The sequence below is a fragment of the Roseateles sp. P4_D2 genome (assembly GCF_056401875.1).
Genome location: NZ_JBFUIM010000010.1, coordinates 23,709 through 48,922 on the forward strand (window position 1 = coordinate 23,709; position 25,214 = coordinate 48,922).

Sequence of the window (25,214 nt, forward strand, 5' to 3'; positions counted from 1 at the left end):
CAGGCCGTCACTGCGACAGCCGGGTGACCCCGTCCAGCTGGCAGGCGTAGATGGCATTGCGCAGCGCCGCAATGGCCTCGTAGCGCGTGAAGCTGCGCCGCCAGGCGAGCACGACGCGTCGCGTCGGAATGGGCTCACTGAACGGCACGAAGCGCAGATGCCGGCTCGGCTCACGCGGCACGCTCAGTGCGGGCACGACGGTCACGCCCATGCCCGAGGCGACCATGTGCTTGATCGTCTCCAGCGACGAGCCCTCGAAGCTTCGCCGTATGCCCTCGGCATCGCTGGAGAAGCGCGCGAACTCGGGGCAGACCTCCAGCACATGGTCGCGAAAGCAGTGGCCGGTGCCCAGCAGCAGCATGGTCTCGCGCTTGAGTTCCTCGGCGCTGATGGTCTCGCGCGTGGCCAGCGGGTGCACGGCCGGCAGCGCGACGACAAAGGGCTCGTCATAGAGCTGGGCAGTGGCGAGGCCCGCCTCGGGGAAGGGCTCGGCCATGATGGCGCAGTCCAGCTCGCCGGTGCGCAGCATCTCCAGCAGCTTCACCGTGAAGTTCTCCTGCAGCATCAGCGGCATCTGCGGGTAGAGCTCGATGGTGTGCTTGACCAGCTCGGGCAGCAGATAGGGGCCGATGGTGTAGATGATCCCGAGGCGCAGTGCACCGGCCAGCGGGTCCTTGCCGCGCTTGGCGATCTCCTTGATGGCGCCGGCCTGGTCCAGCACCGACTGCGCCTGCCGCACGATCTCGTCGCCCAGCAGCGTGACCGACACCTCGTTGCCGCCGCGCTCGAAGATCTTCAGGTCCAGCTCTTCTTCCAGTTTCTTGATGGCCACCGACAGCGTCGGCTGCGACACGTGGCAGGCCTCGGCCGCGCGGCCGAAATGCCGCTCGCGGGCGACGGCGACGATGTAGCGCAACTCTGTGAGGGTCATACAGGCCTTGCCCCGGCAGCTGACCGCTCGCCATTGCTCGAAATGCTTGTCACATCAAAACCTCATGTCTTTGTCGGCGCTCACCACTCCGATCCGAAGCGCTGCATGGCCGCTGGTCTGGCGCTTCGAGCCGCTGGGGGTGTTGCTCCGCCTCGTGGGCACAAGCCCACATTCGTCGTCGCGCCTACCCAGCGGCCCGCCTCGCCAGTCCCTCGGCCATGCTCAGCCACCGGAGCAAGGCCCGAACGCTACACTGCGGCCGCCTCGGGGGTGGTCCCAGGGTTTTCACTGAGAGGTGGCCATGATTGACCGCAAGCCCATGACCCTGCCGCGCCTGGCGCAGATGCATGCCAGCGGCGAGAAGATCGCCATGCTGACCTGCTACGACGCGGCCTTCGCCAGCCTGCTCGATGAAGCCGGTGTCGACATCCTGCTGATCGGCGATTCCCTGGGCAATGTGCTGCAGGGCCGCGGCTCCACGGCGCCGGTCAGCCTGGAGGACATGGTCTATCACACCTTCTGCGTGTCACGCGGCCACAAGTGGGCCTGGATCATTGCCGACCTGCCTTTCGACAGCTATCACGTCAGCAAGGAAGAGGCCTGGAAAAGCGCTGCGGCCTTGGTGAAAGCCGGTGCCCATATGGTCAAGCTCGAGGGTGGCGGCTGGACGGCCGAGACGGTGCGCTTCATCAGCGAGCGCGGCATCCCGGTCTGCGCTCACCTGGGCTTCACGCCGCAGACGGTGAACGCTTTAGGCGGCTTCAAGGTCCAGGGCCGCGACGAGGCTGGCGCGGCGCGCATGAAGCGCGAGTCGCGGGAACTGGTGGAGGCGGGCGCAGCCATGCTGCTGTATGAGATGGTGCCGGCTGCGCTGGCCGCCGAGATCACCGCTGAATCCCCCGTGCCCGTCATCGGCATTGGCGCGGGTGTGGGCACTTCGGGCCAGGTGCTGGTGCTGCACGACATGCTCAACATCACGCCGGGCAGGAAGCCGCGCTTCGTCAAGGACTTCATGGCCGGCAAGGACTCCGTGCTGGCCGCCGTGAAGGGCTATGTGGACGAGGTGAAGGCCAAGACCTTTCCGGTGAATGAGGTGCACGGGTTTTGACCATGCAAGTCATCCACACCATCGCCGAACTGCGCGACGCCCTCGCCATCCACCGCCAGCGCGGCTTCGTGCCGACGATGGGCAATCTGCACGACGGCCATCTGCAGTTGGCGAGGCAGGCGCGCGAGCTGGTCGGCCCGGCGGGCGCCGTCGTCGCCAGCATCTTCGTCAACCGGCTGCAGTTCGCGCCACACGAGGATTTCGACACTTACCCGCGCACGCTGGAGCGCGACTGCGCGCTGCTCGAAGGCGCCGGCTGCGACATCGTCTTCGCGCCGAGCGAGAAGGAGCTCTATCCCGAGCCGCAGGGCTACAAGGTGAGCCCGCCGACCGAGCTGGCCGACATCCTCGAAGGCCATTTCCGCCCCGGCTTCTTCACGGGGGTTTGCACCGTCGTGCACAAGCTCTTCAACATCGTGCAGCCGACGCTGGCGGTGTTCGGCAAGAAGGACTACCAGCAGCTGATGGTGCTGCGCCGCATGACGGCGCAGATGGCCCTGCCCATCGAGATCCACGGCGGCGAGACGCGCCGCAGCGAGCAAGGCCTGGCGCTGTCTTCGCGCAACGGCTACCTGAGCGAGGCCGAGAAGACCGAGGCGCTGCGGCTGTCCCGAACGCTGAAAGAGCTGATCGCCCGCTGGCACGCCGGAGAGCGCGACTTGGACGGGATGGAAGCCCAGGCGCTGCAGTCGCTGCGCGATGCGGGCTGGGCGCCAGACTATCTGACGCTGCGCCGGCAGCACGATCTTGGGGCAGCGGTGGAAGGTCAGCCGCTGGTCGCGTTAGGAGCTGCGAAACTAGGCAGCACCCGTTTGATCGATAACCTTGAAACTTGAAATGACAAAGATTCGACTGCGCCGCCGCCCGCTGCTGGCCCTGGCCGCCGCTTCCCTTGTGCTGACCATGGCCGCCTGCGGTGGCGGTGGCGGCAGCAGCGGTGACCCTGTCACCCCGCCGCCGCCCTCGACGCCGGTCACCCTGACCGTCACGCACAAGGTCAAGATCACGACCTCCATGGGCGACATCGAGCTGGGCCTGGACCACAACCACGCACCCATCAGCGTGGACAACTTCCTGAAGTATGTGAACGACGGCTTCTACAAGGGCACGGTCTTCCACCGCGTCATCAGGGATTTCGTCATCCAGGGCGGCGGTGTCACGCGCGGGCCGGACGGCCTGCGGGACAAGACGCCGACCTACGCGGCCATCAAGCTGGAAAGCCAGAACGGCCTGTCCAACCTGCGCGGCACGCTGGCCATGGCCCGCACCTCGGTGCCCGACAGCGCCACCAGCCAGTTCTACATCAACACCGTGGACAACACGAGCCTGAACTACGCCAGTGCCGCCAACCCTGGCTATGCCGTGTTCGGCCAGGTGACGGCGGGCATGGACATCGTGGACAAGATCCGTGCGGTCAACACCAATGCCTCGGACGTGCCGCTCGTCGACATCACCATCACCGATGCCAAGGTGATTCCGTAACAAGCTGCGTCCGCTGTCGTCCAGACGGCGGGCCGCTTCGTTAGGCAGGCCCCTTCACCTCGCGGGTGTCCTGCCATGTTCAAACGTCTCGCCACCTTGTTGCTGGTCACCGGCTCGGCCACCCTGTTCAGCGCCTGCGGCGGCGGTGTCGAGATCGAAGTGGGCGGCGGAGGCGGAGGCGGTGGGGGCGGCACCCAATACCCGCGCCCCAATCCCAACCCGAATCCGCCCACGCAGTCATGCAGCCCCGCAGGCCTGGCCGCGTCCGCCGCGAGCCAATGGGGCACGGTCTGCATGCTGACGAGCAGCGGCGAGATCGTCGTTGAGCTCTACGACACCTACGCGCCGCTGACGGTGGCCAACTTCTACAAATACGTCTCGGCGGGCTTCTACACGAGCACGCTGATCCACCGCGTCGACCGCGACTTCGTCGTCCAAGGCGGTGGCTACACAAGCGGCATGGTCACCAAGACGCCGCTGTATGCGCCGATCAAGCTGGAAAGCAACAACGACCTGTCCAACCTGCGCGGCACCATCGCCATGGCCCGCCGCAGCGATGCGGACTCGGCGACCAGCCAGTTCTTCTTCAACGTGAAGGACAACACCAGCCTGGACTACCAGAGCGCCGCCAACCCGGGCTATGCCGTCTTCGGTCGCATCATCTCCGGCCTCAACACGCTGGACGCGATCAACGTCGTGCCGACCTACACCTACAGCTCGACCGACATCGAGCCGCGCACCGAGGTGCTGGTCTACTGGGCCCAAAGGTTGAAGTAAGGTCTGAAGTAGGCCCGTCCGTCCTGGCGGCTCGCCATTCGTCAGCGCGGCTTGCCGTTCGTCATCGGGCCCGGGCAGCCCGGCCTGGACATGGCCAACATGCCTCCATCACAACTTTGATGGAGAAGACGCCATGACCCGCAAGACCTCGTGGATCGGCCTGTTCGGCGCCGCCGTGGGCATCGCCACCGCCCTTTGGGTGAGCAACACTCAGGCCGCGACGACCGAGTTCCGTGACTTGCGCGTGGACCTGGTCGGCCAGGGCCGGCCGGTCGTCATGATCCCTGGCCTGAACAGCGCGGCCAGCACCTGGACGGAGACCTGCGCTGCCCTGCAGCCCGGCGTGCAATGCCACATCGTGCAGCTGCCCGGCTTTGCCGGCGCGCCTGCGGTGGTGACGGACAACTTCCTGGCCGGCATGCGCGACCGCCTGTTGGCCTACCTGGACGACCGCAAGCTCGACCGACCTGTCGTGATGGGCCACAGCCTGGGCGGCGTGCTGGCCCTGCAGATGGCGGCGGAGAAGCCCGGCCGCATCGAGCGCCTCGTCATCGTCGACTCCCTGCCCTTCCTGGCTGGCCTGCGCGGCATGACGCCCGAAGCTGCGCGCGGCATGGCGGCTGGCATGCGCCAGCAGATGCTGGCCGGCTCCAAGGAGCAATGGGAGGCCGGCACCCGCCAGGGCGCGGGTGGCATGAGCCGCAACCCGGCCAACGCCGAGCGCATCGTCGGTTGGGGCCTGGCCAGCGACCGTGCGACAACGGCTCAGGCCATGTCCGAGCTGTGGGGCGACGACCTGCGCCCGCTGCTGCCCCGCATCACTGCGCCGACGCTGGTGCTGGGCGCCTGGGCCGCCTACGAGCCCATGGGCTCGACGCTGGAGAGCACGAAGAAGATCTTCGAGGCCCAGTACGCCGGCCTGAACGGCGCCAAGGTGTCCATGAGCCAGCGCGGCTATCACTTCCTCATGTGGGACGATGCCGACTGGCTGGTTGGCGAGGTCAAGGGCTTCCTGGCCGCCGGCAAGTAGATCGAGGGGGCTCAGGGGCATGGACACGCGCAAGCGGATGGCGGTGCAGGCGCTGCTGTGGGGCGGCTATGTGGCCATCTCGCTCGCGATGGTGGCGAGCTTCCAGCCGCTCAATGCGTCCTTCGTCTTTGTGATGGGCTGCGTCGGTGGCGGCTTGTGGGCGGCCAGCGAGGGCTTGCGCGCCCTGGCCCTGCGCCGCGCCTGGCTGGACCGTTCGCCACCCGCCCTGCTGCTGCGCCTGGCCCTGTTGCCGCCGCTGTTCGCCCTGGCAGTGCAGGTCGTGCTCTTCGCCATCAACTGGGCCGGGATCTCGCTCGGCCTGCTGCACTTCCCACCCAATGTGCCGCAAGGCTGGTTGGTGCTGCTGAGCTACACGGTCAACACCACCATCATGCTGTGGCTGTGGATGGCCGTCTGGATGGGCCTGCAGATGCTGCACCGCTGGCGTGTCGGCGAGGTCGCCAAATGGCAGGCCGAGGCCGCCGCGCGCGAGTTGGAGCTGCAGGTGCTGCGCGCCCAGATCAACCCCCACTTTCTGTTCAACGCGCTGAACAACCTGCGTGCCCTCATCAACGAGGACCCGACTCGTGCCCGCGAGATGCTGAGCCGCCTGTCCAACACGCTGCGCCACACGCTGCAGCACAGCGCCAAGGAACGCGTGCCGCTGGCCGACGAGCTGGCCGTCGTGCGCGACTACATCGCGCTGGAGCAGCTGCACCATGAGGAGAGGCTGCGCGTGGACTGGCAGGTCGACCCGGCCACGGCGGGCGCCAGCGTGCCGCCCATGCTGCTGCAGTTGCTGGTGGAGAACGCGATCAAGCATGGCATCGCGCGCACGGCCGGTGGTGGTGTCGTGGACATCCATATCGGGCGCGACGGCGGCAAGCTGAACATTGCCGTCGACAACCCAGGCCAATGGAAGCCGGGGTCGACGGACAGTACCGGCCTGGGCCTGGCCAACCTGCGCGAGCGCCTCGCGCGCGCTGGCGGCGACGGCGCGGGCTGCCGCATCGCGGCGGCCGACGGCCGCGTCAACGTCACCGTGGAACTGAACGCATGAGGATCTACATCGTCGAGGACTCGCGCCTGGCCCGCCAGGAGCTGCGCACGCTGCTGGCGGCCATCCCCGATGCCGACATCGTCGGCGAGGCCGCCGAGCTGGCGCCGGCGCGCGAGGCCATCGACACGCTGCAACCGGAGCTGCTGCTGCTCGACGTGGAACTGCCCGGCGCCACCGGCTTCGACCTGCTCGACCAACTCGAACACATGCCGCTCGTCGTCTTCACGACGGCCTATGACCAGCATGCGCTGGCCGCCTTCGAGCGCAATGCACTGGACTATTTGCTCAAGCCCATAGCCGCTGACCGTCTGGAAGCGGCGCTTGCCAAGGCCCGCGATCGCCTGCGTCCCGCGCCCGTCGCAGCACCGGCGACAACGCTCAAGGGCGTCGACGACATGGTCTTCCTGCGCGATGGCGAGCGCTGCTGGTTCGTGCGCCTGGGCGAAGTGGCCGGCTTCGAGGCCTGCGGCAACTATGCCCAGGCCTGGTTCGACGGTCAGCGCCCTCTGATCAACCGCACTCTCACCAGCCTGGAAGAGAAGCTTGACCCACAGCTCTTCTTCCGCGCCAGCCGCAGCCATCTGATCAACCTGCGCTGGATCCAGGGCATCCAGCCCTGGAGCAACGACGGCTATCGCGTCACGCTGCGCGATGGGCATCAGGTCGAGGTGTCGAGGCGGCAGGCCAGGCTGCTGCGCGAGAAGCTGGAACTCTGACTGTCGCGCACGCGTGCAGGCTGACGCCGCCAATCGGCGGTTCGTCGTCTCCGGCGCGAGCGCCGCATCGTGTCAACTAAGCTGCGGCGCTTTCCAACTCCAAACACCACATTCGCAATGATCCGTCTCGCCTCGTTCTCGCTCACCCTCGTCGTGTCCGCGCTGTGCACCGCCTGCGTTTTCGCCCCGCCCGCCGCGGCGCCGGTGGACTCCAGCGCCGCCAAGACGCCGACCGACGCCGGCGCCGTCGCCGCCGCCAAGATGAGCGAGCAAGCCATCGTGGCCTGCGGCATCGGCAATGTGCACGCGGTCGATGAGAAGAGCTATGCCTGCAATTCCAAGATGAGCGAACAGGCCGTGGCGGCCTGCGGCAGGGGCTTTGTGCGCGAGGTCAACGAGAAGAACTTCACCTGCAAGTGAAGCGAGCGTCAGGCCTTTAAATACTCAGCCTTCGTCCCCAGCCATCGCCGGACCTGCGCCGCCGCGGCGGCCGGGTGGCGGTCCAGCAGCTCGGGGGCGAGCTTGCGCGCCGCAACCAGCAGGGGTGCGTCCTCCTGCAGATCGGCAAAGCGCAACAGCTCAGCGCCGCTCTGGCGCGAGCCCATGAACTCGCCCGGGCCGCGGATGTCCAGGTCGCGCCGCGCGATCTCGAAGCCGTCGGTCGTCTCCGCCATGGCCTTGAGCCGTGACTTGCCCGTGTCGGACAGCGGCGGGCTGTAGATCAGCACGCACACGCTCGCCTTGGCGCCACGGCCCACGCGGCCGCGCAGCTGGTGCAGCTGCGCGAGGCCGAAGCGCTCGGCGTGCTCGATGACCATCAGGCTGGCATTGGGCACGTCCACGCCGACCTCGATGACGGTGGTGGCCACCAGCACGCGCATCGCACCCTCGGAGAACTGCGCCATGACGGCCGCCTTCTCGCCCGCGGCCATGCGGCCGTGCAGCAGGCCCACGCTGCAGCCCGGCAGCTCCCCGCTCAGCTCGGCGTGGGTCTCGGTGGCGTTGCGCAGGTCCACCGCCTCGCTCTCCTCCACCAGCGGGCAGACCCAGTACACCTGGGCCCCGTCCGCCACCGCCATGCGGATCTTGTCGACCACGTCGTGGCGCTTGGACTCGGTGAACAACTTGGTCACGATGGGGCTGCGGCCGGGCGGCAGCTCGTCGATGGTGGACACATCGAGGTCGGCGAAATAGGTCATCGCCAGAGTGCGGGGGATCGGTGTCGCGCTCATCATGAGCAGGTGGGGCTCCAGGTCCATCGCCTTGAGCTTGTTGCGCAAGGCCAGCCGCTGCGCCACGCCAAAGCGATGCTGCTCGTCAATGATGGCCAGGCCCAGCCGGGCGAACTTCACCTTGTCCTCGATGACGGCATGCGTGCCGATGACGAGCTGGGCCTCGCCCGAGCCGGCGGCATCGAGCATCTTCTGCCGCGCCTTGCCCTTCACGCTGCCGGTGATCCACGCGACCTTCAGGCCCAGCGGCTCCAGCCACTGCACCAGCTTGCGGAAATGCTGCTCGGCCAGGATCTCGGTGGGTGCCATCAGCGCGCACTGCCAGCCCGCGTCGATGGCCACGGCCGCGGCCAAGGCGGCGACGACGGTCTTGCCTGAACCGACGTCGCCTTGTAGCAGCCGGTGCGTCGGCTGTGGCCGGGCCAGGTCCTGCGCAATCTCCTCGGACACGCGCTGCTGAGCGCCGGTCAGTTGGAAGGGCAGGGCCGCGAGCAGCTTCTCGTGCAGGCCACCAGGGTGGGCGCGCAGGGCCGGCGCCGCCAGCAGTGCACGTTCGCGCTGCGCCTGCAGCTGAGACAACTGCTGAGCCAGCAGCTCCTCGAACTTGAGCCGCTGCCAGGCCGGGTGGCTGTGGTCTTCCAGCGCAGCCAGCGAGGCGCTGGGTGGCGGGTGGTGCAGGTAGTGCAGTGCGTCCTTCAAGCCCGGCAGCCCCTGCGGCACCACGCCGGCCGGCAGCAGCTCGCGCAGGTCCGCGCGCGCCAGGCCCGAGGCTACCGCCTTGCGCAGATAGGCCTGGGGCAGCTGGGCCGAGGCGGGGTAGACAGGGGTCAGTGACTGAGCCAGCGGCGTGTCCTCGTCGACGACCTTGACGACGGGGTGCACCATTTCGCGGCCGAAGAAGCCGACGCGTGCCTCGCCGCGCACGCGCAGCCGGGTGGCCGCCGACATCTGCTTTTGCTGCGAGGGGTAGAAGTGCAGGAAGCGCAGCAGCAGCGTGCCGGAGTCGTCCTTCACGCGCACCAGCAGCTGGCGGCGGCTGCGCAGCTCCACCTGGCAGTCGACGACGACGCCCTCAACCTGCGCCGGCTCGTTCTCGCGCAGCGCGGCAATGGGGATCAGCTGGGTCTCGTCCTCATAGCGCATCGGCAGGTGCAGGGCGAGGTCGATGTCGCGCACGAGGCCGAGCTTTTCCATCGCCTTCTGCGGCGCGGACTTGCTGACAACGGGGCGGGGCTGGGTTGGAGCCTCGGACATGGCCGGCATTGTGCGGTGGTAGGAATCACGTCCCGGGCTGACCCCCCATCTGAGCGGCGCGCGCGCGGAACGTCATTCTTTTGCTTCACAATCGCGGCCGAAAAAACAGCCCAGGTTGAGGGCAGGGGAGGAACTGCAATGCAGAAGTTGACGCTGCGCATGCGCGCATGGGGAATGAGCATCCTGGCCACGGCCGTGCTGACGGCCTGCGGTGGTGGCGGGGGCGACAGCACGCCTCCCCCGCCGCCGGCACCCACCGTCATTCCGGAAAACCTGGCCATCACCGCGCCGACCACCTCCGAGTCGGCCACGGCGGTGAACTTCGCCAACTCCGCCGGCGCTTTGAGCGGCCTCAAGTTCCAGTGGGACTTCGGCGACGGCAGCACCAGCACGGATGCCGCACCCAGCCACAGCTTTGCCAGCGGCGGCGAGTTCGATGTGGTGCTCAAGGTCACCAACGAAGCGGGCAGCAGCCGCGAGGTGCGCAGCAAGCTGAACATCACCAACATCGCCAATGTGAAGGGCCTGGATTGCACGGGCGCGTCCAACAACGGCTGGTGCTGGCAGAACCCCCGGCCGACGGGCAACCGCGTCAACTCCGTGCATTTCCTGAATGCCACCACGGCTTGGCGCGGTGGCGAAAACGGCGAGATCTTCAAGACGACCGATGGCGGCACTACCTGGCTTCGCCAGAACACGGGCATCACCGCGTCCATCTACGGCATCAAATTCTTCGATGCCAACAACGGCTGGGCTACCGGTGCTTTCGGGGCCCTGCTGCGCACGACCGATGGCGGCACGACCTGGGCCGTGTCCAAGCTGCCCGACTCCTCGTACAGCTACGACATGGCCACCATCACGCCCGTCGATGCCCAGACGGTCTACGTTGGCCGCACCTCGGGCGCCGGCGGCAACTATTACGGGATGATCTTTGCCAGCAAGGACGGTGGCGTCACCTGGAAGACTCTGACGACCGTTCCCTACCTGATCACGTCCACCGGCAAGTTCTGGAGCCTGCAGAACAACAGCGTCCGCGTGTCGACAGACGGCGGCACGAACTACACGAGCACGCTGGACGTCACGCCGCCGGCCGGCAGCTACTTCGATACTACCCACCTGATCGCTCGCGACGACCTGCGTGCCGCGTTCTTTGCCAAGGGCTCCAGCTACGACTGGACGACGCAGAAGTACAACTACATCGAGACCTTCCGCGTCACGCAGGACGGCGGCACCACCTGGACCAAGGTGGATGTCCAGGGCGTGGGCACGTCGACCGGTGTGCAGCGTTTGCTCAGCATGTCTGCAGACGCCAAGACGCTGGTGGCCATGGGCGGCAACGGCCTGCTGCGCAGCACCGATGGTGGCGCGACGTGGACGGCGCTGGGTGTACCGCTGAACGACCCCTATTACTACTATTACTCCTACGTGTCGCTGGGCGGCAATGACATCGTGGCCAGCAGCTATTACAGCCTGGCGCTCAGCGAGGACGGCGGGCAGACCTGGACGAGGCTCAACAACCCCAATAGCCAGAGTTCGTCCAGCTACTCGGGCGACAACCTTCGCCGGGTGGATGCCAACACCCTGTCCACCATGGACAGTCAGGGTGCTACCTACCTGAGCAAGGACAAGGGCCAGACCTGGACCAAGGTGATCGCGAGTATCGACAGCTACAGCAGCAATCCGGGCTCACTGGCCTTCAGCGACTCCAAAAACGGGTTCATGACCGACCCGACGGGCCGCTCCTTCACCACGAAGGATGGTGGCGCCAGTTGGCAGCTCAAGAGCGCTGACTTCGGCGTGGCGCGGACGGTGCAGTTCGTCAACAAGACGACCGGCTGGCTGGTGGGCTCCGATGGTCGCCTCTACAAGTCGACCGATAGCGGCCAGACTTGGCTCACCAGCCCGGTCTCGCCGGGCGTGTATTACACGGGCGTCTATTTCTCGAACGAGAACCTGGGCTGGTCGCAGCGCAGCTACGGTGGCGCACTGTCGGCCTACACCAAGGACGGCGGCAAGACCTGGACGGAACTGAGCGTGCCCTACGGCGTGACGTCGATGCGCTTCAGTGATCAGTCCTGGGTGGCTGTCGGCGGCTCGGGCACGGTGTACGTCTCTACGGACTCCGGTATCACCTGGAACGCCGTGTACACCGGCACCACCGCTTCGCTGCAGGCCCTCGCCTTCTCCGATGCCAAGACCGTGTGGGCCGTGGGTTCGGAAGGCGCGCTGCTGAAGTCTGAAGACAGCGGCGCCAAGTGGGCCGTGCTCAAGGTGGCCGGCAACAACCTGACGCTGCGGGACATCAAGTTCGCCAGCGCCAAGGTGGGCTGGATCGTCGGCGACGGCGGCCTCATCCTGGCCACCCAGGACGGCGGCAAGACCTGGCGCCAGCAGGCCAGCGGCACCTTGCTCAACCTCACCTCCATCCAGGCGGTGGACATCAACACGGCCTGGATCGGGGGCGTGAACGGCCTGGTGCTGGCAACCGGCAACGGCGGCAACTGAGGCGGTTGATCGCGGGCGGCATGGCGCCGCCCGCCCTCAGCGGAAGTAGCGCTGCCTCAACCGCTCATAGCGGCCGTCGCGCTTCATCGCGTCCAGCGCTGCTTGCAGGCGTTTCACCAAGGCCGGGTCGGCCTCCGGTCGCAGGCCGTACCAGTAGGCGCGGGCGACATCCAACTCCATGACCGGCTGCAGCGTGGCGTAGGCCAGCTTGTGCTGGCGCATGGCCCAGGCGGCGGCCCAGTCCAGCAGCACGACGAACTCCATGCGGCTGGCCAACAGCTTGCGCACATTGGTGGCGTCGTCCAGCCCGTGCTCGAGCTCAATGCCCGGCCTGAGGCCGGCCGCCTGTAGCAGGCGATCGGCCGCCGAGTCGCGCACGACACCGATGCGGCGCTCGCCCAGTTCACTGAGCTGGGGCAGGCTGAGGTCGCCGCGCTTGGTGAGCCGGTAGATCAGCACGCGCCGCGGCGCGATCGGCCCGACCCACTGGAACTGTGACTCGCGCTCGGGCGTGCGCGTCAGCGAGAACAGCACGCTGGCGGGCTGGGTCTCGGCCATCTGCACGGCGCGCTGCCAAGGCAGCACCTGCAGTTCCAGTGGCAGGCCGACGGCGGCCGCCATCTTGCGCAGCAACTCGACGCTGAAGCCTCGAACGTCGGCGCCGTCCTGGTAATTCAGCGGCGCCAGGTTTTCGGTGAAGCCCACCAGCGCGCGCTCGGCCGGCGCCGCGACCGCCACGGCGGGCAGGCCGAAGACAGCGGGCAGGGCGAGACAGGTACGGCGCTTCACGGGGCCGCGAGTCTAGGGTGACAACGCTGACGTCCGTATGACCAAGCGGCCGACGGTGTGGAATAAGACGCGGTCGGCCCGATGGGACAATGCGTCCTCCCTTTGGCACGGGTCTGTCCGGCCCTCCAACGCGCCTCATGAGCTCCTCCCCAGCCGCCGCCTACACGGTCGCCGACTTCGATTTCGACCTCCCCCCCGAGCTGATCGCTCAGCACCCGGCCTCCGAGCGCAGTGGCTCGCGTTTGCTGGACGCGAGTGGCGCCGACCTCGTGGATCGCGTCTTCCGTGAGCTGCCCGACCTGCTGAATCCTGGCGACCTGCTGGTCTTCAACAACACCCAGGTCATCAAGGCGCGTCTCTTCGGCGTGAAGGCGACGGGCGGTTCGGTGGAGGCCCTGATCGAACGAGTCTTGCCAGGTACCCAGGAAGTCTGGATGCATCTGCGCGCCAGCAAGAGCCCCAAGCCGGGCAGCCGCGTGCGGTTTGCCGATGCCTTCGATGCCGAAGTGCTGGGCCGCTGCGGGCCGGACAACGGCCTCTTCCACCTGCGCTTCGCCGGCGACCCCTTCGCGTTGCTGGAGGCGCACGGCCATGTGCCGCTGCCGCCCTACATCGCCCATGCCGACGGCGAAGACGATGTGCGCCGGTACCAGACGGTGTTTGCCAAGGAGCCCGGTGCCGTCGCCGCGCCGACGGCGGCCCTGCATTTCGACGAAGCCCTGCTCGCCCGCCTGGCCGAGCGTGGCGTTGCGAGCGCCCATGTGACCCTGCATGTGGGCGCCGGCACCTTCCAGCCGGTGCGCGTCGAGCAGCTGGCCGACCACAAGATGCACAGCGAATGGTTCGAGGTGCCGCAGGCGACGGTGGACGCCGTCGCCGCCTGCCATGCGCGCGGCGGCCGCGTCGTGGCCGTCGGCACGACGACGCTGCGCGCGCTGGAATCGGCCGCGCGCGGCGGTCAGCTGGAAGCGGGTGCCCGCGAGACCGACATCTTCATCACGCCGGGCTTCCAGTTCCGCGTCGTCGACCGCCTCGTCACCAATTTCCACCTGCCCAGGAGCACGCTGATGATGCTGGTCAGCGCCTTTGCGGGCTACGAGCGCATCCGTTCGCTGTACAGCCACGCCATCGCGCAGCGCTACCGCTTCTTCAGCTATGGCGATGCGATGCTGCTCTCTCGCATCCAGGCCACACGGCCCTGAGCCGCTTCGTCGACGGCGGCTGTGAAGGCGGCCCGCGCCGTCACGGGCAAGCTGAAGCGCATGCTGACGCGCGTCTCGTGCTTCACGTCGACGAGCTGGGCACCATGCTGTTCGGCCAGCCGGCGCAGCCGGCCTTCCAGTTCGTAAGGCAGCTCGCAGCCCAGCTCCACCTGGGCCACGCGCTCGATCTTGTCGGCAGTCAGCAAGGCCTGGGCGATGCAGTCGGTGTAAGCCCGCACCAGCCCGCCGGCGCCGAGCTTGACGCCGCCCCAGTAGCGCACGGCGGTCGCCAGCACGCCGTCCAGGCCCTGATGGCGCAGCACGTCCAGCATGGGCCGGCCCGCGGTGCCGCCGGGTTCGCCGTCGTCGTTGGCGGCCGAATGCCCGCCGGCGAGCAGGGCCCAGCAGACATGGGCCGCGCCGGGGTGGGCGGCGCGCAGCTCGGCGACCCGGACCAGGGCGGCCGCGCGATCGGCGCACGGCTCGACGCGGCCGAGGAAGCGGCTCTTCTTGATGACGAGTTCGTGTTCGGCAGGTGCCGCGAGGGTCAGGGACATGTGGCGGGGATTGTCCCGTGCTCAGTCACCCGTATAGGCCGCAGCTCGGGCGCCCTTGTCGCCGAGATGGCGACGCAGGATCTCGTGGACCTTGCCCTCGGCCAGCATGGCCTGCAGCGCGCGGCGCAGCCGCTGGCGGTCGTCCTCCGGCATGCTGCGCACCATGGCCAGCGCGACGGCATTGCGCTCGGTGGGTGTGACGTCCACGGGGACGAGTTCGTCCGGGTCGTCGAAGGCGGCCATGGCGATGCCCCAGCCGCTGGGCAGGGCCAGCAGGGCGTCGGCGCGGCCGGCCTTGAGCATGCGAGTGGCGGTCTTGAAGTCGCCGGCCTCAACGAGGCGACCTTGGCTGCGCATGCGCTGCACCCAGGCGTCGATGGTCGGGCCATGGGCATAGCCGCGCACGTCCAGCAGCCGCAGCTCGGTGTTGGCCTCGAAGGCGGCGATGGTCGGGGTGCGCGCCGCCAGCTCGCGGCGCATCAGCACCTGGTAGCGGCCCTGGGCATAGGGCACCAGTTCGGCGATCTCGCGGCGCTCCGGGCTCACCAGCGCCGACAGCGTCAGCTGCACGCCACCGCGCCGCATCTGGTCCCAGATGCGCACGCGCGACTCGACCACCAGCCGCAACTGGCAGCCCGAACGGCGCGCCAGCTCGTCGAACATGTCCTTGTCGATGCCGGCGGGCCCGGTATGCGGGTCTTCGTAATAGAAGCGGGCATAGGGGTAGAGCGCCGCTGTGTACGGGCCGCAGGCCTGGGCGGCCGCCTGCTCCCCTATCAGGGCGAGCAGCAGGCCTGCAATCAGCGGCTGGAGCGATGCGCGCATCATGGGCCGATGGTGGCGGTTCGGCAGCTTCGCGTCCAGCCCCGGCCGGCTGCGACAATCGCGCCCCCATGCTGAAGTTCGACCTCCTCAAGACCGAAGGCCGCGCCCGCCGCGGCACGCTCACGCTCAACCATGGCGTCGTGCAGACGCCCATCTTCATGCCCGTGGGCACCTACGGCACGGTCAAGGGCGTCACGCCGCGCTCGCTGCAGGAGATGGGTGCGCAGATCATCCTGGGCAACACCTTCCACCTTTGGATGCGGCCGGGCCTGGACGTCGTCACGCAATTCGGCGGCCTGCACCGCTTCGAGAGCTGGAACAAGCCCATCCTGACCGATTCCGGCGGCTTCCAGGTGTGGTCGCTCGGCGCCATGCGCAAGATCAGCGAGGAAGGCGTCAAGTTCGCGTCGCCCGTCAATGGCGACAAGCTCTTCCTGACCCCCGAGGTCAGCATGCAGATCCAGACCATCCTCAATTCCGACATCGTCATGCAGTTCGACGAGTGCACGCCGTATGAGAGCAAGGGCGTGTTGACGACCGAGCGCGAGGCCAAGCAGTCCATGGAGCTGAGCCTGCGCTGGGCCAGGCGCTGCATCACCGAGTTCGACCGCCTTGAGAACCCGAACGCCTTGTTCGGCATCGTGCAGGGCGGCATGTTCACCAACCTGCGCGACGCGTCGCTGGCGGGCCTTGCCGAACTGGACCTGCCGGGCTACGCCATCGGCGGCCTGTCGGTCGGCGAGCCCAAGGCCGAGATGCAGCGCATCCTGGAACACACCGGCCACAAGCTGCCGGCGAACAAGCCGCGCTACCTGATGGGCGTGGGCACGCCGGAGGACCTGGTCGAAGGCGTGTCCCAGGGCATCGACATGTTCGACTGCGTGATGCCCACCCGCAATGCGCGCAACGGCCATCTGTTCACGCGCTTTGGCGACCTGCGCCTGCGCAATGCCCGCTACAAGGCCGACGAGAAGCCGGTCGACGAGACCTGCAGCTGCGAATGCTGCAAGGGCTTCAGCCGCGCCTATCTGCACCACCTGGACCGCTGCGGCGAGATGCTAGGCCCCATGCTGACCAGCGTGCACAACCTGCACTACTACCTGAACCTGATGCAGGAGATGCGCGACGCGCTGGATGCGGGCCGCTTTGAGGCCTGGCGGGTGCAGTTCCACGCCGATCGGGCGCGCGGCATCTGAACATGAGCGCCGCAGTGGAACGTCCTGGCGGCGCGGTGGTCTGGCTGACAGGGTTGTCGGGCGCCGGCAAGTCCACGCTGGCCGGTCGGCTTGATCAACGCCTGCGTGCCCATGGTCTGCTCACCTGCTTGCTCGACGGTGACGTTCTGCGCACCGGCCTGAACCGCGACCTCGGTTTCAGCGCCGAAGACCGGGCCGAGAACGTGCGCCGTGTGGGCGAGGTCGCAAGGCTGATGGCCGATGCGGGCCTGATCGTCATCGTGGCCTTGATCTCGCCCTTCCGGCGCGACCGCCAGGCGGTGCGCGAACGCTTCGCACCGGGTGAGTTCTTCGAGGTCTACGTGGACGTGTCGCTGGCCGTTGCCGAGTCGCGCGATCCCAAGGGGCTGTACCGAAAGGCCCGCGCCGGCCTGCTGAAGGATTTCACCGGCATCGATTCGCCCTATGAGCCGCCGGTGTCGCCCGAGCTGCACCTGCAGACCGCCACGCTGTCGCCGGACGAGGCCGCCGCCGTGGCATTCGAGCATCTGCGCGCGGCCGGCGTCATCAGCGGCTAGCGATCGCCTGCATCACCCTTGCCCGGCGGACAGATCCCCGGTGGGGGTGCCACGCAGCTGGAAAAACCGGGTCGTCCATGGCCTGGAATCGGGCCGCCGGGATTCTGGCACTGCGTCGTCGCCCTGGCATGATCCCCGACCATGTTGAAGTCGATGCTCGCTCCGCTGCGCTGGCTCGTCCGCGTCGTCCTGGCCCTGCTCATCCTGTTCGAGGAATGGGGTTGGGAGCCGTTGCGGCGCGTCTTCGCGCTGCTGGCCAAGCTGCCGCTCATCCGCCAGTTCGAGGCCCTGCTCCAGCGCCTGCCGCCGCGCTGGGCTTTCGTCGTGCTGGTGCTGCCCAGCCTGCTGATCCTGCCGATCAAGCTGGCTGCCGTCTGGCTGGTGGCCGAGGGCCACGTCATGCTGGGCGTGGGCATCGTCGTTGCGGCCAAACTGCTGGGCACGGCGCTGCTGGCATGGTTGTTCCAGCTCATCCAGCCGGCGCTGATGCAGCTGCCCTGGTTCGCCCGCTTCTATGCTCGCTGGACGGCCTGGAAGACCGAGCTGCTGGCCTGGGTGCGGGCCAGCTCGGCCTGGCGTACCGCGCGGGCGATCAAGCTGAGGGTGAAGCGGTTGTTCAGGCGCGCACGAGTGGAACCGCCTTCGGCTTGAAGTGCAGGCGCTGCTCGCGCTGCGCATCGATCTCGGCGCGGATGTGAGCCAGCTCGGCCTGGCGCTCGTCGCGATAGAACAGGTTGTAGGCCTCGAAGGGCACCATGCGGCCGTCCGGCCTGGCGATGTGGATGCAGCTCTTCTTCAGCGCGCGGATGTCCAGCGACTGGGCGTCCATGAACTGAACGATGAGCACGCGGAACACGTCGCGATAGCTGAGCTGGGGCGCGTCGATCTTGGGCAGGCAGCACAGCAGCTCGGACAGGCAGTTGGACTGGCTCTCGGGCGAGTGGTTGGTGGAGAACAGCTTGAAGACCGAGGCCTTCAGCGCCGGGTCGCCCTCGAAAACGATGGTGCTGCGGTCGCCGGACAGCAGCGTGGCGGCGTCCAGATAGCGCGTCAGCGGCACCAGGCCCTTCTCTTTGTCCTGGCTGCGCAGCGCGTAGGCCATCGCCAGCGTGTCGGGGTTGCAGGGCACCGGCAGCACGTCGGCCAGCGTGAACACACCGCTCTGCTCGGCGATGCGGCGGCGCAGCTCGCTGACGGTGAGGCGGTGCTTCGCCGCGTCGTAGGCCTCGACACGGCCGGCGTTCTGGATGGGCTGCAGCGTCACGCCGCGCACGCAGGCGTAGCTCTGGCCGTGGCGGATGACGTCGCCGATCTCGTCGTCGTTGATGCCGCGCTTGACCGTCATGACCAACGTGGTCGAGATGCCCAGCGCGTCCAGCCTGGCCAGCGCAGCGTCATGCGGCCCGCGCAGGTCGGCGCCACGCAGGTCCATCAGCGCCTCGCGCCGCAGCGAGTCGAACTGCAGGTACACCTCCAGCCCCGGTGCATAGCCTGCCAGCCGCTCGGCAAAGGCTTCGTCCTGGGCGATGCGCAGACCGTTGGTGTTGACCATCAGGTGCTTGATGGGCCGGGCCTTGGCAGCATCCAGGATGTCGAAGAACTGCGGGTGCAGCGTCGGCTCGCCGCCGGAGATCTGCACGACATCGGCCTCGCCCTCGCTGGCAACAACGGCATCCAGCATCGCAATGACTTCCTCCATCGTGCGGTGGCTGAGCCGCTCGGGGCCCGAGCCCGCATAGCAGGTCGGGCAGCGCAGATTGCAGTGGTCGCTGATCTCGATGAGGGACAGGCAGCTGTGCTGCATGTGGTCGGGGCACAGGCCGCAGTCATAGGGGCAGCCGTACTTCATCGGCGTCGCGAATCTCTGCGGCATCTCTGGTGGCTTGACGAACACCTCGCGGCACTGCCGGTAGTAGGCCGCGTCGTCGCTGACCAGCACGCGCTCGGTGCCGTGCGCGGGGCACCACTTGTCCATGTAGACGTGATCGTCCTTGATGACGATCTTGGCTTCGACAGGGCGCAGGCAGGTCGTGCAGACGGACTGCGTCGTGTCGTAGAACAGGTAGGGACGGACTTTGCGGGTCATGGCGTGGCGAGCAAGGGCGGCCGGCGCCAGGCGCGCAGCACGATGGGGGTGTAGACGGCGAGCGCGATGAGGCAGGTCCATTGGATGCCGGACAGGCCGAGCGGATAAGGGACCGGCACGGGCTTGAGGAATTCGACTGCGAAGCGCCACAGCAGGTAGGCGCTCAGGAAGAGCTTGAAGGCCAGGCCGGGTGTGGTGAAGCGCGCGCGGCTCAGCGTGATGCCGAGGACCAGCACGACGGCGATCTCGTAGAGCTGGGTTGGGTGCCGCGGGATGCCGTCGCCGAAGTCCACGCCCCAGAGCAACGCCGTCGGCAGCCCGTAGGTGTCGTCATGCAGGCCAGCGAGGAAGCAGCCGATGCGACCAATGGCGAGGCCGACGGCGATGGGCAGCACCATGGCGTCGCCGGTGCTGCGGGTTTGGCCGGTCAGCTTCTTAGCGAGCTCGACGCCGATGAGCCCGCCTAGCAGGCCGCCGACGATGCTTTGGCCAGGCAGCATGAGTTGGCCGCCCTGCCAGAGAGCTGCTGCCACATCGGGCCGCTCGATGAGGAAGACGAGTTTGTTGCCCAGGGCTGCGCCGATCAGCAGGCCGACGAGGACACCGAAATTCCCAGGCGCCAATGCGCCGCCGCGGTCCCGACGTTTCAGCGTCCCGCGCCACATTGCCGCGCCAAGGGCCATGCCGGCATAGGCGAAGGCGCTGTGCACCCAGGCGGCGGTGGTGGCGTCGGCGATCAATCTCTGCTGCTGAACATCCGGGCCAGCTTGCGTCCGCACAGCCAGGCCAGGCCACCGCCGATCAGCAGGCTGGGCACGGAGATGACCAGCATGGCGGTGGAGTAGTTCTCCGGGCCTTTCGAGAACAGATCGGGCAAAGCGCCCACGGTGAACACGCCGCCGCACAGGCCGGCGAGGCCGAAGCCCAGCGTCGCGACGACCAGGATGCAGACGAGGACGAAGCGGCCGAAGGAGGTCTGGGCGTCGCTCATGATGCAGCTCCTGCGAGCAAGGTCTGCACCCGCGTGCGCAGGCCATCAGGCGACACGGTGGCCATCGGCATGGGCTGATCCACCGTCAGGCTGACCGGGCTCCACACCCCGCGCCGCATCGGCTTGACCATCGCCTTGCCGCCCTCGACGCGCGAGAAATAGCTGCCCCACAGATTGCCCAGCGCCATCGGGATGACGGGCACTTCGGGCATGCCTTCGATGAGCTTCATGACGCCGCCCTTGAAGGGCTGCAGCTCGCCGTCGCGCGTGATGCCGCCCTCCGGGAAGATGCAGACCATCTCGCCATCGGCCAGCACGGCCCGGGCGGCCGCGAAGGCGGCTTCATAGGTGGCCGGGTCGGTCTTCTGCGGCGCGATCGGAATGGCCTTGGCGAGCTTGAACATCCAGCCGAGCACGGGGATGCGGAAGATCTGCGCGTCCATCAGGAAGCGGATGGGCCGCGGGCTGGCAGCCATCAGCAGCACGGCGTCGACGAAGCTGACGTGGTTGCAGACCAGCACGGCCGGGCCGGTGGTCGGGATGCGCTCGTCGTTGACGACGCGGAAGCGATAGACGATGCGCGTCAGCACGAAGGCAGCGAAGCGCAGCAGGTACTCCGGCACGATGAGGAAGATGTAGAACGCGACGATCGCGTTGGCGATGCCGACGGCCAGGAAGATCTGCGGGATGGTCAGCCCCGCGCCCAGCATGGCGCCGGCGATGACGGAGCTGGCGATCATGAAGACCGCGTTCAGGATGTTGTTGGCCGCAATGATGCGGGCGCGGTGGCTGGGCTGGGCGCGCAGCTGGATCAGCGCATACATGGGCACGCTGTAGAGGCCGGCGAACAGGGCCAGCAGCGTCAGGTCGGCCAGCACGCGCCAGTGAGCGGTCACGGCCAGGAAGGTGCTGACGCTGTAGGGCGCCGCCGCGGGCAGGCCCGAGGCGGCGAAATAGAGGTCAATGGCGAACACGCTCATGCCGATGGCGCCCAGTGGTACGAGGCCGATCTCGACATGGCGCTTGGACAGCATCTCGCACATCAGCGAGCCGATGCCGATGCCGATGGAGAACACCGCCAGGAGCAGCGACGCCACCTGCGGGCTGCCGTGCAGCACCTCCTTCGCGAACGCGGGGAAGTTGCTGAGGAACACGGCGCCGAAGAACCACATCCACGAGATGCCGAGCAGCGAGCGGAACACCGCCAGGCCTTCATGCGCGAGCTTGAGGTTGCGCCAGGTCTCGGTGAAGGGGTTCCAGTTGATGACCAGATTAGGGTCGGTTGACGGGCTGGCGGGAATGGCCTGCGCGGTCACGCGGCCGGCCACGGCCAGCGCCAGGCAGGCCCAGGCCACGTGCTGCGGGCCGACGACCGGTGTATCGACCAGGATGCCGCCGAGCAGCTGACCCAGCAGGATGGCGACGAAGGTGCCCATCTCCACCATGCCATTGCCGCCGGTCAGCTCGCGCTCGTTGAGCTGCTGCGGCATGTAGGCGTACTTGACCGGGCCGAACAGCGTCGAGTGCAGGCCCATCAGGAAGACGCAGCCCAGCAGCGCTGGCACATTGGCCGCGTAGAAGCCCCAGGCCGCGATCACCATGATGGCGATCTCCAGGCTCTTGACGAGCTGCATCAGCCTGGCCTTGTCGTGCTTGTCGGCCAGCTGGCCGCTGGTGGCCGAGAACAGCACGTAGGGCAGGATGAACAGCGCCCCGATGACCAGGCCGGCCATCTTGGACGGCAGCCAATCCAGTTGCAGCTGGTAGGTGATCATCAGCGTGAACGCGAACTTGAAGACGTTGTCGTTCGCGGCGCCGAGGAACTGCGTCCAGAAGAAGGGCGCGAAGCGGCGCTGGCCCAGCAGCGCAAATTGATTCGGATGCGAATGAGGATCAGACATGCGTTGTTCCGGAGAGGGGGATGGGCCGAGTCATGGTGCACCACCCAGTGACTGCCGTGGATCCGGCTTTGCCGGTCCACTGGCGGTGCCCCCTTGAGGGGGCCGGCGAAGCCGGTAGGGGGTGGGCTATTCCGTCATTGCTGGACGAGTTGGGGTGATTGGGACAGGCCGGCACGCTGCATCCACGCGAACATCGAATCCACGGTGACGGTGTCGATATGGCTGCTGAAACGACGCGCGCTCGGATGATCGTCGAAAGCGATGTTGGCCTGGGTCATGCGGCCGCCCAGGCGGGTCAGTGTGGACAGGTGCAGGTCGGTAGGCTGGTAGCCCTGGGATTTCAGCCAGGCCTGGGCGTCGCGGCGATTGTTCACGCTCGGTGCCGCGCTGCCTGCCAGGGTCTCCAGCACCCACTGGTTGCTCTGCTGGTAGGTGGTGCCGAAGGCATAGGCCACCATGCTGTAGCGGCGCTCGTTGAAACGCGCCACACGGCTGTTGTCCGTCAGCACGGGGAGCAAGGCCTGCTGCAACTCAGGCTTGAGCACGGCAAAGGCGGCCTGGTAGCGGTGCGGGTTGTCGAGGAAGAACTCACCGAGACCCTGGCGATACAGCGCCGCATGGTCGGTGCCGCAGTTGTTGAGCTTGTGCATGACGCGCCAGACGGCCGGCTGCTGCGTCGTGTCCTTGTACACAAAGCCCAGGTGGGACCATTGCAGGCCGTATTTGGAGAGGTCCTGCCCCGCGCGGGCAAGGACGACGACCTGGGCGCCGCTGGCATCGAGCTGGCGGGCCGTGGCCTGGGCGAGGTTGAGCCCCTGCTCGATCTGGCGCGCCGTTGGCTGCTTCTCCTCGCAAGGCCGGCCGGCGTGGGCGGCGGTTGCGACAGCCAGTGCGCCGGCCAGGGCGAGGGCCTGCCTCAACGGCTCACCTGCTCGTTGTAGAGCAGGGCCTTGCCGATCTCATTGGGGATGAAGGCGATGACCTCGCCGGCGGCGGACAGCAGGGTGCCCGCGCCGATGACGGAGACGACGACGGCCGCACCGGTGGACACGACGACGCCCTCGGCCAGCTTGCCGGTGGCCTTGATGCTGATGCGGGCGCCGTCGGAGGCGCGCTCCAGGACCCAGACCGTCGCGCTGCCGACGACCTCGACGGACACCACCACCAACGTCACGCCGGCCGACAGGATGCCGGCGGGGATGGCGCTGAGTGCGACGCCGCCGGCGCTGACCGCGCCGACCGACAGCACGACGGGCGCCAGGGACAGCACCGCGCTGGCCTCGGACGGGCTGTTGTGGGCCTGGGCGGGCAGGGCCAGGGCGAGTGACAGGCTGGAGAGGGCGAGCAGGCGCTTCATCAAAGGCTCCTTGGGTTATTGGGCTGCGGCGTCAGCCTGCGCAGCCGCTTCACGGCGGCCCTGCATGCGGGCTTCGAGCATGTCGGCATCGTGGGCGTCGCGCAGCATCTTGGCGAGCGTGAAGACGTTGGAGATCAGGTAGAGCCAGCAGACGCCGAGATAGGCCTTCCAGACGGGCTGGATCTCCATGCGCCACAGGCCCCAGCCGGTGAGGCCCATGGCGAGCGCGAAGCCGCACCAGACAACGAGGCGCCACATGGGCGTGTCGACCTGGCGGTCCTGGTTGTCGCGGATGAACTTGGCCAGCGCAAAGGCGGTGGAAAGGCAGAACACATAGCCCATGACCATGAAGGCGCGGTCCAGATCCTGCCCCGGCAGCCAGGCCAGCCCCGAGCCGCACAGCGTGACGCTGAGGCCGAAGGAGATCCAGACTTGCAGGCGCCAGGCGTTGGTGTCGCGGCGGATGAAAGGAGTTTGAGCCATGCGGGTGTCTTCTTGTGAACGAATGTTGCGATGGCCGCGATCTTGCGTGAAGCCGGGGTGGCTGGCCTCGGGAATAGTTCCAAGGCGCGTGGCAAGCGCCGCAAAGTAGCGCTTCATGACACTGCCCGACGGATAGAAATGGCGCCGTGTCGCACAGGCGCAGAGCCGCCGGTGCCGTCATGCGCTACCGTCTCGCCTCATGTCGAGCACGCAATCGCTGGTGGCCCTCATCAAGGCCGAGCTGAAGACGCAGGGCCTGAGCTATGCCGAGCTGGCCTTGGCCCTGGACCTGTCGGAGTCCAGCGTGAAGCGCATGCTGGCACCCGGTGGCGAGATGCCGCTGTCACGCGTGGACGAGATCTGCCGCGTGCTGAAGCTGGAGTTCGCCGAGCTGGCCGCGCGCCTGGGGCAACAGGCGCCGGCCTTGCGCGAGCTGACGCTGGAGCAGGAGGGTGCCGTCGTGGCCTCGCCCGTGCTGCTGCTTGTTGCCATCTGTTGCCTGAGTCACTGGGCCATCGAGGATGTGCTGTCGCGTTATCGCATTGCCGAGTCCGATGCCGTTGCGGCCCTGACCCAGCTCGACCGTCTGGGCGTCATCGAACTGCGCCCGCACAACCGCTACAAGCTCAAGGTGGCCAAGACGCTGCGCTGGCGGCCGCAGGGGCCGGTCATGCAGTTCTTCCGCGAGCGGGTGATGGCCGATTTCTTCGCCGGCGGCTTCGATGGCGAAGGCGAGCTGCTGACGCTGGTGCATGGCGAGTTCGGCGCCGGCCATGCGCGCGAGCTGGCCGAACGGCTGCAGCGCACGGCCGATGACTTCGCCCAACAGCATCTGCTGGACCAGAAGCTGCCGTCCTCTGAGAAGCGGCCCTACAGCGTGGTCATTGGCCTGAGGTCATGGATCTTCGAGGCGTTCCGCGACTTGGAGCGGCCGGGCCTGGGCCAGCGCCGCACCGGTCGTGCTGGATAGGCAAACGACCGAATCAGGCTCCCGGATAAGGCTCGGCGAGGCCGGCCTTGCGCGCGGCCTGGCCTGTTTTGGCTAGGGTTTCCGACGCATGTTCGCAAGCATTGCCCCCCGGCGGTGCGTCCATCGGCAATGGCCTCCGCAAGTTTGACGAGTTCAACAGACGCTCCGAACCGTACAACGTCGTCCGGGCAAGGACAGTCTGCGC

Annotated in this window: 26 protein-coding genes; 14 read left to right on the forward strand and 12 right to left on the reverse strand. The window is 67.6% G+C overall.

Annotated elements, in window-relative coordinates; all coding sequences use genetic code 11:
* Positions 1 to 7: 7 nt before the first annotated feature.
* Complete coding sequence (locus AC1DW0_RS18365) at positions 8 to 931, reverse strand: hydrogen peroxide-inducible genes activator (RefSeq protein ID WP_056200845.1); 924 nt, start codon at positions 929 to 931, stop codon at positions 8 to 10.
* Positions 932 to 1,232: 301 nt separating this feature from the next.
* On the opposite strand from AC1DW0_RS18365, the gene panB reads away from it, so the two are divergent.
* The 8 genes from panB (at position 1,233) to AC1DW0_RS18405 (ending at position 7,524) form a co-directional block, all read left to right on the forward strand.
* Entirely contained in the window at positions 1,233 to 2,039 is an 807-nt protein-coding gene (panB, locus tag AC1DW0_RS18370; protein WP_477947241.1) for a 3-methyl-2-oxobutanoate hydroxymethyltransferase, read from the forward strand.
* 2 nt (positions 2,040 to 2,041) lie between these two features.
* Complete coding sequence (gene panC / locus AC1DW0_RS18375; RefSeq protein WP_477947243.1) at positions 2,042 to 2,875, forward strand: pantoate--beta-alanine ligase; 834 nt, start codon at positions 2,042 to 2,044, stop codon at positions 2,873 to 2,875.
* Between the two features lies 1 nt (position 2,876).
* Entirely contained in the window at positions 2,877 to 3,521 is a 645-nt protein-coding gene (locus tag AC1DW0_RS18380; protein WP_457352156.1) for a peptidylprolyl isomerase, read from the forward strand.
* Between the two features lie 75 nt (positions 3,522 to 3,596).
* Positions 3,597 to 4,298, forward strand: a complete 702-nt coding sequence (locus AC1DW0_RS18385) for a peptidylprolyl isomerase (RefSeq protein ID WP_056200835.1) — start codon at positions 3,597 to 3,599, stop codon at positions 4,296 to 4,298.
* A gap of 133 nt (positions 4,299 to 4,431) precedes the next feature.
* Positions 4,432 to 5,328: an alpha/beta fold hydrolase gene (locus AC1DW0_RS18390; RefSeq protein WP_457392147.1), complete on the forward strand. Its 897-nt coding sequence runs from the start codon at positions 4,432 to 4,434 to the stop codon at positions 5,326 to 5,328.
* A 19-nt stretch (positions 5,329 to 5,347) separates the two neighbouring features.
* On the forward strand, positions 5,348 to 6,388 hold the full coding sequence (locus AC1DW0_RS18395; RefSeq protein ID WP_477947246.1) for a sensor histidine kinase: 1,041 nt from the start codon (positions 5,348 to 5,350) through the stop codon (positions 6,386 to 6,388).
* Positions 6,385 to 7,104 (forward strand): LytR/AlgR family response regulator transcription factor, encoded by a 720-nt coding sequence (locus AC1DW0_RS18400; RefSeq protein WP_477947248.1) that lies wholly within the window; start codon positions 6,385 to 6,387, stop codon positions 7,102 to 7,104. Before AC1DW0_RS18395 ends, AC1DW0_RS18400 begins: the two co-directional genes overlap by 4 nt.
* Before the next feature lie 117 nt (positions 7,105 to 7,221).
* A complete protein-coding gene (locus AC1DW0_RS18405) occupies positions 7,222 to 7,524 on the forward strand; it encodes a hypothetical protein (protein ID WP_477947250.1) in 303 nt (100 codons plus the stop codon).
* Positions 7,525 to 7,532: 8 nt separating this feature from the next.
* Here AC1DW0_RS18405 and recG read toward each other — a convergent pair whose 3' ends face one another.
* Positions 7,533 to 9,590, reverse strand: coding sequence for an ATP-dependent DNA helicase RecG (gene recG / locus AC1DW0_RS18410; protein ID WP_477947252.1), 2,058 nt, complete (start codon positions 9,588 to 9,590; stop codon positions 7,533 to 7,535).
* A gap of 138 nt (positions 9,591 to 9,728) precedes the next feature.
* Here recG and AC1DW0_RS18415 point away from each other — a divergent pair, with 138 nt between their 5' ends.
* Positions 9,729 to 12,095, forward strand: a complete 2,367-nt coding sequence (locus AC1DW0_RS18415) for a YCF48-related protein (protein ID WP_477947254.1) — start codon at positions 9,729 to 9,731, stop codon at positions 12,093 to 12,095.
* Positions 12,096 to 12,131: 36 nt separating this feature from the next.
* Here AC1DW0_RS18415 and AC1DW0_RS18420 read toward each other — a convergent pair whose 3' ends face one another.
* Positions 12,132 to 12,884 carry a substrate-binding periplasmic protein gene (locus AC1DW0_RS18420; RefSeq protein WP_457352166.1) on the reverse strand — a complete coding sequence of 251 codons (753 nt, stop codon included), beginning with the start codon at positions 12,882 to 12,884 and terminating at the stop codon, positions 12,132 to 12,134.
* Positions 12,885 to 13,021: 137 nt separating this feature from the next.
* Between AC1DW0_RS18420 and queA the strand changes: the two genes are divergently transcribed.
* Entirely contained in the window at positions 13,022 to 14,086 is a 1,065-nt protein-coding gene (gene queA / locus AC1DW0_RS18425) for a tRNA preQ1(34) S-adenosylmethionine ribosyltransferase-isomerase QueA (RefSeq protein WP_457352168.1), read from the forward strand.
* Here queA and AC1DW0_RS18430 read toward each other — a convergent pair.
* Positions 14,038 to 14,643, reverse strand: coding sequence for an IMPACT family protein (locus AC1DW0_RS18430; RefSeq protein WP_457352170.1), 606 nt, complete (start codon positions 14,641 to 14,643; stop codon positions 14,038 to 14,040). The genes queA and AC1DW0_RS18430 overlap by 49 nt on opposite strands.
* A gap of 21 nt (positions 14,644 to 14,664) precedes the next feature.
* Entirely contained in the window at positions 14,665 to 15,468 is an 804-nt protein-coding gene (locus AC1DW0_RS18435; protein ID WP_457444287.1) for a substrate-binding periplasmic protein, read from the reverse strand.
* Between the two features lie 68 nt (positions 15,469 to 15,536).
* Here AC1DW0_RS18435 and tgt point away from each other — a divergent pair, with 68 nt between their 5' ends.
* The 3 genes from tgt to AC1DW0_RS18450 all read left to right on the forward strand — a co-directional run bounded on the left by tgt (position 15,537) and on the right by AC1DW0_RS18450 (position 17,872).
* Positions 15,537 to 16,664 carry a tRNA guanosine(34) transglycosylase Tgt gene (gene tgt / locus AC1DW0_RS18440; RefSeq protein ID WP_457352174.1) on the forward strand — a complete coding sequence of 376 codons (1,128 nt, stop codon included), beginning with the start codon at positions 15,537 to 15,539 and terminating at the stop codon, positions 16,662 to 16,664.
* A 2-nt stretch (positions 16,665 to 16,666) separates the two neighbouring features.
* Positions 16,667 to 17,221: an adenylyl-sulfate kinase gene (gene cysC / locus AC1DW0_RS18445; protein WP_056200800.1), complete on the forward strand. Its 555-nt coding sequence runs from the start codon at positions 16,667 to 16,669 to the stop codon at positions 17,219 to 17,221.
* A 141-nt stretch (positions 17,222 to 17,362) separates the two neighbouring features.
* The gene (locus AC1DW0_RS18450) at positions 17,363 to 17,872 is read left to right on the forward strand and encodes a hypothetical protein (RefSeq protein WP_457352176.1); all 510 of its coding nucleotides are present in this window, start codon (positions 17,363 to 17,365) and stop codon (positions 17,870 to 17,872) included.
* Here the strand turns inward: AC1DW0_RS18450 and AC1DW0_RS18455 are convergent.
* From AC1DW0_RS18455 to AC1DW0_RS18485, 7 genes are all read right to left on the reverse strand, one after another.
* Positions 17,838 to 19,307: a radical SAM protein gene (locus AC1DW0_RS18455; RefSeq protein ID WP_457389907.1), complete on the reverse strand. Its 1,470-nt coding sequence runs from the start codon at positions 19,305 to 19,307 to the stop codon at positions 17,838 to 17,840. The genes AC1DW0_RS18450 and AC1DW0_RS18455 overlap by 35 nt on opposite strands.
* Positions 19,304 to 20,047: a prolipoprotein diacylglyceryl transferase gene (locus tag AC1DW0_RS18460; RefSeq protein ID WP_477947259.1), complete on the reverse strand. Its 744-nt coding sequence runs from the start codon at positions 20,045 to 20,047 to the stop codon at positions 19,304 to 19,306. Before AC1DW0_RS18460 ends, AC1DW0_RS18455 begins: the two co-directional genes overlap by 4 nt.
* Entirely contained in the window at positions 20,044 to 20,298 is a 255-nt protein-coding gene (locus tag AC1DW0_RS18465; RefSeq protein ID WP_056200783.1) for a hypothetical protein, read from the reverse strand. Before AC1DW0_RS18465 ends, AC1DW0_RS18460 begins: the two co-directional genes overlap by 4 nt.
* Positions 20,295 to 22,199, reverse strand: coding sequence for an MFS transporter (locus AC1DW0_RS18470; RefSeq protein WP_457389905.1), 1,905 nt, complete (start codon positions 22,197 to 22,199; stop codon positions 20,295 to 20,297). Before AC1DW0_RS18470 ends, AC1DW0_RS18465 begins: the two co-directional genes overlap by 4 nt.
* A gap of 134 nt (positions 22,200 to 22,333) precedes the next feature.
* Positions 22,334 to 23,119, reverse strand: coding sequence for a DUF2145 domain-containing protein (locus AC1DW0_RS18475; RefSeq protein ID WP_457389904.1), 786 nt, complete (start codon positions 23,117 to 23,119; stop codon positions 22,334 to 22,336).
* Positions 23,116 to 23,556 carry a hypothetical protein gene (locus tag AC1DW0_RS18480; RefSeq protein WP_457320002.1) on the reverse strand — a complete coding sequence of 147 codons (441 nt, stop codon included), beginning with the start codon at positions 23,554 to 23,556 and terminating at the stop codon, positions 23,116 to 23,118. The genes AC1DW0_RS18475 and AC1DW0_RS18480 overlap by 4 nt, the downstream gene beginning before the upstream one ends.
* A 15-nt stretch (positions 23,557 to 23,571) precedes the next feature.
* Positions 23,572 to 24,039 carry a YiaA/YiaB family inner membrane protein gene (locus tag AC1DW0_RS18485; protein WP_056201340.1) on the reverse strand — a complete coding sequence of 156 codons (468 nt, stop codon included), beginning with the start codon at positions 24,037 to 24,039 and terminating at the stop codon, positions 23,572 to 23,574.
* 199 nt (positions 24,040 to 24,238) lie between these two features.
* On the opposite strand from AC1DW0_RS18485, the gene AC1DW0_RS18490 reads away from it, so the two are divergent.
* The gene (locus tag AC1DW0_RS18490; protein WP_477947263.1) at positions 24,239 to 25,009 is read left to right on the forward strand and encodes a helix-turn-helix domain-containing protein; all 771 of its coding nucleotides are present in this window, start codon (positions 24,239 to 24,241) and stop codon (positions 25,007 to 25,009) included.
* Positions 25,010 to 25,214: the final 205 nt, after the last annotated feature.

Bases quoted from the DNA above. Each gene is read 5' to 3' on its own strand.
- queA (WP_457352168.1), top strand. From the start codon at position 13,022: ATGAGCTCCTCCCCAGCCGCCGCCTACACGGTCGCCGACTTCGATTTC.
- AC1DW0_RS18465 (WP_056200783.1), bottom strand. From the start codon at position 20,298: ATGAGCGACGCCCAGACCTCCTTCGGCCGCTTCGTCCTCGTCTGCATC.
- panB (WP_477947241.1), top strand. From the start codon at position 1,233: ATGATTGACCGCAAGCCCATGACCCTGCCGCGCCTGGCGCAGATGCAT.
- AC1DW0_RS18450 (WP_457352176.1), top strand. From the start codon at position 17,363: ATGTTGAAGTCGATGCTCGCTCCGCTGCGCTGGCTCGTCCGCGTCGTC.
- AC1DW0_RS18480 (WP_457320002.1), bottom strand. From the start codon at position 23,556: ATGAAGCGCCTGCTCGCCCTCTCCAGCCTGTCACTCGCCCTGGCCCTG.
- AC1DW0_RS18395 (WP_477947246.1), top strand. From the start codon at position 5,348: ATGGACACGCGCAAGCGGATGGCGGTGCAGGCGCTGCTGTGGGGCGGC.
- AC1DW0_RS18430 (WP_457352170.1), bottom strand. From the start codon at position 14,643: ATGTCCCTGACCCTCGCGGCACCTGCCGAACACGAACTCGTCATCAAG.
- AC1DW0_RS18470 (WP_457389905.1), bottom strand. From the start codon at position 22,199: ATGTCTGATCCTCATTCGCATCCGAATCAATTTGCGCTGCTGGGCCAG.
- AC1DW0_RS18455 (WP_457389907.1), bottom strand. From the start codon at position 19,307: ATGACCCGCAAAGTCCGTCCCTACCTGTTCTACGACACGACGCAGTCC.
- AC1DW0_RS18365 (WP_056200845.1), bottom strand. From the start codon at position 931: ATGACCCTCACAGAGTTGCGCTACATCGTCGCCGTCGCCCGCGAGCGG.
- AC1DW0_RS18490 (WP_477947263.1), top strand. From the start codon at position 24,239: ATGTCGAGCACGCAATCGCTGGTGGCCCTCATCAAGGCCGAGCTGAAG.
- AC1DW0_RS18380 (WP_457352156.1), top strand. From the start codon at position 2,877: ATGACAAAGATTCGACTGCGCCGCCGCCCGCTGCTGGCCCTGGCCGCC.
- AC1DW0_RS18385 (WP_056200835.1), top strand. From the start codon at position 3,597: ATGTTCAAACGTCTCGCCACCTTGTTGCTGGTCACCGGCTCGGCCACC.
- tgt (WP_457352174.1), top strand. From the start codon at position 15,537: ATGCTGAAGTTCGACCTCCTCAAGACCGAAGGCCGCGCCCGCCGCGGC.
- AC1DW0_RS18390 (WP_457392147.1), top strand. From the start codon at position 4,432: ATGACCCGCAAGACCTCGTGGATCGGCCTGTTCGGCGCCGCCGTGGGC.
- AC1DW0_RS18415 (WP_477947254.1), top strand. From the start codon at position 9,729: ATGCAGAAGTTGACGCTGCGCATGCGCGCATGGGGAATGAGCATCCTG.
- AC1DW0_RS18400 (WP_477947248.1), top strand. From the start codon at position 6,385: ATGAGGATCTACATCGTCGAGGACTCGCGCCTGGCCCGCCAGGAGCTG.
- AC1DW0_RS18405 (WP_477947250.1), top strand. From the start codon at position 7,222: ATGATCCGTCTCGCCTCGTTCTCGCTCACCCTCGTCGTGTCCGCGCTG.
- AC1DW0_RS18485 (WP_056201340.1), bottom strand. From the start codon at position 24,039: ATGGCTCAAACTCCTTTCATCCGCCGCGACACCAACGCCTGGCGCCTG.
- cysC (WP_056200800.1), top strand. From the start codon at position 16,667: ATGAGCGCCGCAGTGGAACGTCCTGGCGGCGCGGTGGTCTGGCTGACA.
- panC (WP_477947243.1), top strand. From the start codon at position 2,042: ATGCAAGTCATCCACACCATCGCCGAACTGCGCGACGCCCTCGCCATC.
- recG (WP_477947252.1), bottom strand. From the start codon at position 9,590: ATGTCCGAGGCTCCAACCCAGCCCCGCCCCGTTGTCAGCAAGTCCGCG.
- AC1DW0_RS18435 (WP_457444287.1), bottom strand. From the start codon at position 15,468: ATGCGCGCATCGCTCCAGCCGCTGATTGCAGGCCTGCTGCTCGCCCTG.